The sequence below is a fragment of the Bacteroides cellulosilyticus DSM 14838 genome (genome assembly GCF_000158035.1).
GTDB classification, from domain to species: Bacteria; Bacteroidota; Bacteroidia; order Bacteroidales; family Bacteroidaceae; genus Bacteroides; species Bacteroides cellulosilyticus.
The window spans coordinates 150,450-159,127 of record NZ_EQ973490.1 but is presented as its reverse complement, the minus strand read 5'-3'; the positions used below and the strand labels follow the sequence as shown (position 1 = coordinate 159,127).

The 8,678-nt window shown below is 45.1% G+C and carries 10 protein-coding genes; 2 read left to right on the top strand and 8 right to left on the bottom strand.

Going from position 1 to position 8,678, the window contains the following annotated elements; all coding sequences use genetic code 11:
- Nucleotides 1–1,013: alkaline phosphatase (locus BACCELL_RS05680; RefSeq protein ID WP_007210653.1), on the top strand; the 1,013-nt coding region annotated here is incomplete at its 5' end.
- A gap of 90 nt (nucleotides 1,014–1,103) precedes the next feature.
- On the opposite strand, the gene BACCELL_RS05675 is transcribed toward BACCELL_RS05680, so the two are convergent.
- The 8 genes from BACCELL_RS05675 to efp all read right to left on the bottom strand — a co-directional run bounded on the left by BACCELL_RS05675 (nucleotide 1,104) and on the right by efp (nucleotide 8,225).
- Entirely contained in the window at nucleotides 1,104–1,313 is a 210-nt protein-coding gene (locus tag BACCELL_RS05675; protein ID WP_007210652.1) for a hypothetical protein, read from the bottom strand.
- Nucleotides 1,314–1,428: 115 nt separating this feature from the next.
- Nucleotides 1,429–3,159, bottom strand: a complete 1,731-nt coding sequence (locus tag BACCELL_RS05670) for a serine hydrolase (protein WP_007210651.1) — start codon at nucleotides 3,157–3,159, stop codon at nucleotides 1,429–1,431.
- Nucleotides 3,160–3,208: 49 nt separating this feature from the next.
- Nucleotides 3,209–3,973 (bottom strand): UDP-2,3-diacylglucosamine diphosphatase, encoded by a 765-nt coding sequence (locus BACCELL_RS05665; RefSeq protein WP_007210650.1) that lies wholly within the window; start codon nucleotides 3,971–3,973, stop codon nucleotides 3,209–3,211.
- A gap of 41 nt (nucleotides 3,974–4,014) precedes the next feature.
- Nucleotides 4,015–4,326 (bottom strand): metal-sulfur cluster assembly factor, encoded by a 312-nt coding sequence (locus BACCELL_RS05660; RefSeq protein WP_007210649.1) that lies wholly within the window; start codon nucleotides 4,324–4,326, stop codon nucleotides 4,015–4,017.
- 384 nt (nucleotides 4,327–4,710) lie between these two features.
- Nucleotides 4,711–5,397, bottom strand: a complete 687-nt coding sequence (gene radC, locus BACCELL_RS05655; RefSeq protein WP_007210647.1) for a RadC family protein — start codon at nucleotides 5,395–5,397, stop codon at nucleotides 4,711–4,713.
- A 19-nt stretch (nucleotides 5,398–5,416) separates the two neighbouring features.
- Nucleotides 5,417–6,406: a glycosyltransferase family 2 protein gene (locus BACCELL_RS05650; RefSeq protein ID WP_007210646.1), complete on the bottom strand. Its 990-nt coding sequence runs from the start codon at nucleotides 6,404–6,406 to the stop codon at nucleotides 5,417–5,419.
- 79 nt (nucleotides 6,407–6,485) lie between these two features.
- Nucleotides 6,486–7,490 (bottom strand): PDDEXK nuclease domain-containing protein, encoded by a 1,005-nt coding sequence (locus BACCELL_RS05645; protein ID WP_007210645.1) that lies wholly within the window; start codon nucleotides 7,488–7,490, stop codon nucleotides 6,486–6,488.
- 168 nt (nucleotides 7,491–7,658) lie between these two features.
- Nucleotides 7,659–8,225 (bottom strand): elongation factor P, encoded by a 567-nt coding sequence (gene efp / locus BACCELL_RS05640; RefSeq protein ID WP_007210643.1) that lies wholly within the window; start codon nucleotides 8,223–8,225, stop codon nucleotides 7,659–7,661.
- 189 nt (nucleotides 8,226–8,414) lie between these two features.
- Between efp and rpmH the strand changes: the two genes are divergently transcribed.
- The gene (gene rpmH, locus BACCELL_RS05635) at nucleotides 8,415–8,576 is read left to right on the top strand and encodes a 50S ribosomal protein L34 (RefSeq protein ID WP_002558970.1); all 162 of its coding nucleotides are present in this window, start codon (nucleotides 8,415–8,417) and stop codon (nucleotides 8,574–8,576) included.
- The last annotated feature ends 102 nt before the right edge of the window (nucleotides 8,577–8,678 follow it).

Below are 8,678 nucleotides of genomic sequence, written 5' to 3'. Positions count from 1 at the left end.
ACCATGCTACTCCTGCCGCTTTCTATGCTCATCAGCCTAACCGCAGCATGTATTATGAAATAGCCCTTGACTTACCGAAGGCTAACTTTGACTTCTATGCAGGTGGTGGTTTTCTGAAGCCTACTACTACCGCTGATAAGAAAGAAGCTCCGAGCATTTTCCCGATCATTGAGGAAGCCGGTTACACCATTGCGAAAGGTATTGATGACTTTAAGGTTAAGTCCACCCAGGCTGATAAGATGATTCTTATCCAGAAAGACGGTGCTAATCCTTCTTGTCTGCCTTATTCCATTGACCGTAAAGACGGCGATATGACCCTCGCTGAAATCACAGAAAGCGCTGTTTCTTTCCTGACCAAAGGCAAGAACAAGGGCTTCTTCCTGATGGTGGAAGGTGGAAAGATCGACTGGGCTTGCCATAGCAACGACCCTGCCACAGTTTTCGAAGAAGTGATTGATATGGACAACGCCATTAAAGTGGCTTATGAGTTTTATAAAAAACATCCGAAAGAAACTCTGATTGTAGTAACTGCCGACCATGAAACCGGTGGCTTGGGATTGGGTACAGGCAAGTATGAATTACATTTGAAGGCTCTGAAGAACCAGAAACAGTCTCAGGATTTACTTTCTACTGCTATCACGGATTTGCGCAAAGCCAAAGGTCATAATGTAACCTGGGAAGATGCCAAGGCTCTGTTGGTAGAAAAGATGGGTTTCTGGAAAGAATTGCCTTTGACTTGGGAACAGGAGAAGATGTTGCGTGATGAATTTGAGCAATCCTTCGTAAAGAATAAGGTTGTGTTCGAAGAAACTCTTTATTCGAAAACTGAACCGCTGGCTGCTACCGCAAGAAAAGTGATGAGCCAGATTGCCATGATAGGCTGGACAAGTGGCAGCCACACAGCAGAGTATGTGCCGGTATATGCAGTAGGTGCAGGTTCTAAGGAATTTGCCGGTAAGTATGATAATACGGAAATCCCGAAACGTATAGCAAAAGTTGCGGGATACAAATAAGCTACCAGCTACCAGTTACGAGCGACGAGCTACAAGTGCCATGCGGTATAATTGCGCAGCCACTTGTAGCTCGTAGCTTGTATTTCGTAGCTACTTTATTTCTTCCTTGACTATTTCGTCCATTTCCTTGAGACGTTTCTTGCGCTCCTTTGCGGACTTTACTTTCTGTTCTTTGTATCCAAGGTCCGTATGTTCGGAAACCTCCTCGCTGAATTCTTCAAATTCATCCTTTGCCGGACGACCATGCGGGTCGATATTCTCTTCGGCAATCGCATTGTTTCTGTAAATCAAATCATCCATAACTGTATATTTTTAATGGTTTATGGATATACTACAAGGTTGCAGTGAAAAAGGTTTTGTACATTTCCCTTTTCTTGTGGCCATTTACAGAAGATTAAATAGACGAAGCATCTGTTTACAGTGCCGGGAGCAGGTATTTCCAGATTAGATCCAGTTCAACCTGCATGTCTCCGATATGTGCTGTAACGGCAATAACGGCGTCTTTTTCAGGAATTACGAGGATATATTGTCCGTTGGCCCCATTGGCACGGGCGGAAGTTTCGGCAATCCATTCTTCCGACAGTACTTGCCGGCCATTCCACTTCCCTTTTTGCAGGAAGAGTTGTCCCATCTTGGCAAGGTCTTCGGTTTTGAGGTATAGTCCCCAGCCGCCGCAATTGATTCCTTGCGGGCTTTCCTGCCACTTCACATTGACGATGCCCAGTGGACGGAACAGTCGTGGATATAAATAATCCACTAGCTTTTCTCCGGTCACTTTCTGAACAATGGCGGAAAGCATATAGGTTCCGAGACTGTTATTAGCAAAGAAAGTGCCCGGCTTATGTTCTACGGGATGAGCGAGGAACTGCTCCACCCAATCCTTGGCGGGAGTTTCAGTAGCCTGGGTATTGACGCTCGGGGCTGTATCATGTCCGCAAGTCATAGTCAGTAAGTCACGGATAGTCATGGCTTTTAGGTTTTCACTGACGTTTGCGGGTAGCTTATCCGGGAAGAAAGAGATTACTTTATCCGTCAGCTTTAGCCTTCCTTCTGAAATGAGGAGTCCTACAGCCGAGGCGGTAAATGTCTTACTGACAGAGTTCAGAATGTGTGGCTCATCTTCTTTCCCTTCACCTATCCACTTTTCGGCAAGCACGTTACCATGTTGCACTATCATGATGCTGTGCAGGTCCTGGTTAGCTTTCTGCACTGCATCCAGGTATTTTTCCATAGCTTTCTCCAGTTTTTTAGAGGCAGTGCTACGTGGAAGTCCTTTTGTCAACTGGTTGATGGAAATTAGTTTGATGCCTTTATCTTCAATGACTTGCTTTACGCGCGGGCTGGTGAGGAGGTCTGTCACTCCCTGCCGGTCGAGTGCTACTTGTTCGTAGCCGATATGAAAGACGGTTCTCATTTCTTCGTTATCCAGTGCCGGATGGTCGAGGAACAGATACCGTTTACCGGCTTCCAGTTTATTGAGGGAACGGATGAAGCTCTCTTCTTTTTCAGCCGATGTCCGGCTCGGACCATCATATCCGATATAGGTGAACCGGTAATCTTCGGGTGAATCCATGCGGTCAATGGAAGGGAGGTTGTACTCCTTTGCCAGTCGCAACACCAATTCGTTCACTTCTTTCGTGAATCCGGTGGACAGCATGTGCCCTGTCATGTGGCTGAGTTGGGGAATGTTCTTCAGTGCCATTTCTATCTGCGCACGGAATTCTTGCTCCACCTCTTTGATATCCCATTTGTTTTCCATAACCGACTGTCCCGGATAGGCCGGATTAGCCCCCATCATCGGATAAAAATATCCGTTCTCGTCCGTCAGGCTGGGACAATGCGTCAGGGGGCGCCATTTTACATTTTCCCATTCGCTGGTAATGACTAAATGCAGTCCGGCATCCAATCCCGGATTTTCTTTCAGCAGACGAACGGCTTCCGGATACCAGGCGGCTACAGGCATCACTTCAACCGAGCGGGCGATGCCCGACTGATAAGTTTGAATACAAGCCTCGTTGACGGAGTGGAAAGCTCCAAGGTCGTCGATGCGGATAGCAAGGGTAGGGGCGGATTGTCCCCATGCCGGAAGGGTACTTACAGCAAGTAAACATCCGGCAAAAAGGTGTTTCAGTCTTAAAAGGTTCATATCGGATTGGGCGGTTGGTTGGCGCTTTAAGGGGGGCTTCCGGGATGGATTATAGTTTGGTTTCTCCTTCAATAAAGTTCTCAAGGAAGAGATTCTCACCGTCGAATACGGCGTAGGAGAAATAATTAATCCAGTCTCCCAATATGGTGACACGGGCGGTGGCGCTCAACATCAGGTCCAGTTCGATGTGGCGGTGTCCGTAGATGAAGTAATTGATATTCGGGTGACTTTTCAGGTATTCCTTGGTGTAGAGCACCAGGAATTCTTTGTCTTCACCCATATAGTCGGGCTCCTTGCCGTCCACACGTTTCAGACGGCTATGTTTTGCCCAATTCAGTCCTAGCTCCATACTCCAACGCGGGTGTATGGCGGAGAAAAGGGTTTGCAGGAATTCGCTGTGAAACATGGAGCGCAGAAATTTGAACTTCTTGTCGGGGTCGCCCAAACCATCGCCGTGGGCAAGGTAGAACTCTTTGCCGTATATTTCCGTGGTGAGCGGTTCGCGGTGCATGATGACGCCGCACTCGCGGGTCAGATAGTCGCCGCACCAAATATCATGGTTACCTGTGAAGAAATGCACTTCCACTCCTATGTCCGTCAGTTCGGACAGCTTTCCCAGAAAACGGGTATATCCTTTCGGCACAACGGTCTTGAATTCATACCAGAAGTCGAACATATCTCCCAGTAAGTATAAGGCAGAAGCCTTGTGCTTGATACTGTCGAGGAAATTAACGAGGCGTCGCTCTTGTGTACGCCCGTGTTCGATGGCACGTGAGCCGAGGTGTGCGTCCGAAAGGAAATATACATTCTTCATAACCGTGCTATTCTGTTGAATTACAAATTACTAATTGCAAATTACAGGAATCCCAGTTCCAGTTTGGCTTCTTCGCTCATCATGTCCTTGTCCCATTCCGGTTCGAACACCAGATTGATGGTGGCGGCAGATACACCGTCAACTGATTCCACTTTCTGGCGCACGTCTTCCATGATGAAGTCGGCTGCCGGACAGTTGGGGGCTGTCAAGGTCATATCAATATTTACTTCTCCGCTGTCGGAGACATCTATTTTGTAGATAAGTCCCAGATCGTATACATTTACCGGGATTTCCGGGTCGAATACGGTTTTGAGCATTGCTACTATTTTTTCTTCTATTTCAAACTTGGTCATATTCGTTTCATTTTAGTTAGGCAAAGATAGTTGAAACCGGAAGCAGAAGCAAATTTATTTGCATTATGCTGAATGCAACTCATCTTCGTGAAGCAAAGCTAAAGAAATAAATTGAAACTACAAAGGAACGGGTTTTGAAAAAGCCTGTCACAGGCACTCTGCAACTCGAATATTAAGACCTTTTATTAAGCACATTACTACCTTTTACATCAAACATTACTATCTTTCATCTGTATCTTTCTTACCGCCCATGCAAAAGATGCCATCTTTTGTAGCAAAACATGCCATCTTTTGATGTGAAAGATGCCACCTTTCGTAGCAAAAGATGCCATCTTTTACATGAGCGGTAAGGAAGATCCGGGTGACTTCCTTTAATGCTTTCTCTTAAATCATTCCTTCATCGTTAAAGCTATAATACTTTCCGTCTGTTACAATAACGTGGTCGATGAGACGGATGTTCATTGTCTGAGCGCCTTTTTGGACAAGTTGCGTCAGGCGTTGGTCGTCTGTACTGGGGCGTGGGCTGCCGGAAGGATGGTTGTGTATCAGAGCTATTTGTGTGGCTCGTTGTATTAAGGCTTCGCGCAGGATGCTGCGTACGTCGGCAGTAGTCTGGTCGATGCCGCCGCGGCTGATGCGGGATTTGTCGATGACGCGGGAAGCCTGGTTAAGGAGTAAAACCCAGAATTCTTCGTGTGTCAGGTCGCAAAGAAGCGGGTGAAAGATTTCGTAGATGTCTTTGGAAGAGTGGATGGTGGCACGTTCCGGACGTTCTTGTAGTTTGCGGCGTTTACCCAGTTCCAATGCTGCCATGATGGTGATGCTTTTGGCGGGACCGAAGCCTTTGAAGCTGGAAAAGTCCTGCACTTCCCATTTACCCAATTGATTGAGGTCGTTGCCGCAAGTGGAAAGTACCCGTTGCATAAGTGATACCGCGCTTTCTTCTGTGTTTCCCGAACCGATAAGGATGGCAAGCAATTCAGCATCGCTCAAAGCTTCCGCTCCCTTCAGCATCATTTTTTCCCGTGGACGGTCTTCTTCCGCCCACTGATTGATAGTCAGTTTCTCCATGTTAATCACTAATCGCTAATCACTTATAAAAGTTCTTTTTGAAAGCCTCAAACTCGTCTTTGCCGAGTATGCAGCGATTCCACCATGCTCTCCAAAAGCCTGTGCCGTATCCGATGAGTTGGATAAAGGAGGCGGCAATGGAATAGATGCCGATACGCAGGCTTCGGTTCTGGATGGAAGAGTCTATGCATACCAGCAGTGCGTACAAAGCAATGGGCGTCAGACTGTAAAGGCAGAAAGGAGCACCAAGCAGCAGTACCGCTACTCCCAGTGTGAATGCTGCGGGCAGGAGGTGGACGACTTTCAGTGATTCCGGATATTTCTTATATAGATTGATGCGTGCAATTCCCGAATTATGCACTTGCTTGAAGAATTTCTTTAAGTCCGTGCGGCGTTTATGATATACCCATGCATCGGGGAATAACCGGCAGCGGTAACCGCCTTTAAATATCCGGATGCTGAAGTCTATGTCTTCTCCGAATCGCATCTTTGAAAAACCACCCAATGCGGCATATACGTCTCGCTTAACACCCATGTTGAAACTGCGCGGATAGAACTTATCCATTTTCTTTTTTCCTCCCCGGATGCCTCCGGTAGTGAAGAAAGAGGTCATGGAGTAGTTGATGGCCTTTTGTATATCTGTAAAAGACTCGTGAGCCCGGTCTGGTCCGCCGAAAGCATCGGCAGGGCTGGCTTGCAGTTCTTTTTCAATGGCGGCGAGATAACCTGCGGGTAGGATGCAGTCGGAATCGAGGATGATCAGGTATTCCCCCGCGCTTCGTTCGGCGCCATAGTTACGGGTTTGTCCGGGACCGGAATTCGGTTTGTTGTAATAGTGTATGTCCAGTTTATCCTGATATGTGTCCACTACCTCCTTGCAGGGAATGGAGGAACCATCTTCCACAATTACGACTTCAAAGTCTTTGAAACTCTGCTCGGTCAGACTTTGCAACAGTTCGTCTACTTCGTCGGGACGGTTGTATACAGGAATAATGACGGAGTATCTCATAGGTATTAATCTTTTAGTTCGTTTTCTATTTCTTCAATGCTGGGCAGGGTACTCTTGAAATCTTTTGGGTAAAGCTGACTTAATTCATATTCAGAGATACCGATGGGAGGTTGGCTGTGTCCAGCGTATATCGTGCCACTATGTTGTTCTTACTTTTACAAATTAGCAATCCTATAGTTGGATTGTCTTGTGGCAGTTTCATCTCATGATTGATGGCAGAGACATAGAAACCTAACTTACCAATATATTCGGGCTGGAAGTCTCCCGTTTTTAACTCTATCACTACATAACTGCGTAGTTTGAGATGATAAAATAGCAGATCGATAAAGAATTCATCACCACCGACTTCAAGGCGTACTTGCCGTCCTACATAGGCAAAACCATTTCCTAATTCAATGAGGAATTTGGTGATATTGTCAGTTAGGGCATCTTCCAACTCCCGTTCAAGATAACCATCACGCAGGGTGAGGAAGTCGAAATTATAAGGGTCCTTTGTTAGTTCCTGTGCAAGGCTGCTTTGTGATGCCGGTAGGCATGATGAGAAATTGTTAATAGAAGCACCTTCTCTGTAATAGAGACTACTTTCTATCATATTAAGTAACATATTTCGGCTCCAGCCATTTTCTACAGTTTTATTAATATAGAATACAGCCTCTTTTATGTTCTTTATTTTATCAATGATACAGCGTTGATGTCCCCATGGAACTGCGAAAAAGAGCTTTTCTATTTCTGCCACAACTTGTGGCAGTTTCTCACTTTTACTTTCCGCCCCAACTTGTGGCAGTTTTGTATCAGGCTGAGAATAAAAAGAATACCATTTCTTCATATACCAAAGGTTGCGCGAAGAAAAGCCACTCATATCTGGAAAATTCGTCTTTAGATCTTGGGATAATTGTTCAATGATGCCATCTCCCCATTTTGCTTCCGCTTTCAACCGGACTATATCACCTCCTATACTCCAGTATAGTTTCAATAACTCCGTATTTACTTTTACCGCTGCCTTAATCTGACTCTGGCGGATACGCTGTTTTAGTTCGCCTATCCACTCTTTATATTCGTTGTCTGTCTTTATCAGTTTACTCATGGTGCAATTCTATTGCTTATTGCTTACAAAGATAAATCATTCTTTTCCGATAATCTTCCCAATCGTATATTCTTTTGCTCCCCTATAGAAAAAAACTGCCTGCCAGAAGTGTTTAATTCTTCTGACAGGCAGCTTGTATAATCGTAATTATGTAGTCGGGGGATCGGCTTATGCCTTCACACGGCTTACATAAGAACCGTCACGAGTGTCGATTTCAATTGTTTCACCTTCATTGATGAACAGCGGAACGCGCACAGTTGCACCAGACTCTACAGTGGCAGGCTTCAACGTGTTTGTAGCTGTATCACCCTTTACACCCGGTTCGGTATAAGTAATCTTCATTTGAACCTTTATAGGCATATCAGCATAAAGAACTGTTTCAGTAGAAGCATCAGATACTACTTCCAGCACAGCACCTTCCAACAGGAAGTCAACACCATTGATCAGGTCGTGGGCAATGGGGTGTTGGTCGAAAGTTTCCTGATTCATGAAGATGTAATCTTCACCTTCTTTATATAAGAACTGATACGGACGACGTTCTACACGTACATCTTCCAGTTTTTCACCGATGTTAAAGCGACGTTCCAGTACATAACCGTTTACTACGTCTTTCAGTTTTACACGCATGAAGGTATTACCTTTTCCCGGCTTTACATGCAGGAAGTCAATACAAAAGTACAGCTTGCCATCCATACGGATGCAAGTTCCGATTTTAATGTCTTGGGCATTAATCATACTAATATTTTTTATTTTAGATGTTATATAATTGTCTCCACTGAGCTTTGCGGGTGCAAAAGTAATGGAAATCAGTAAAAATCGCAAAAAGTTTTGAGAGAAAAAGACTTAACTCTTGGTTATTTTGAAAAAAGTCCCTATTTTTGCAGCCCGATTACGTGAAATAATAACATAAAACAATATACAGTAATGAAAAGAACATTTCAACCCTCTAACAGAAAGAGAAAAAACAAACACGGTTTCCGTGAGAGAATGGCTTCCGCTAACGGTCGCAGAGTATTAGCTGCACGTCGTGCTAAAGGCCGCAAGAAACTGACTGTTTCTGACGAATACAACGGAGTGAAAGCATAAGTAAACTCTTTGTAATAAAGAATAAGAAAGCCGCAAAGGACTGATAACAGTGCTTTGCGGCTTTTCTTATTGTGACGATAAAGCTTTAGCGGAATTAATTAA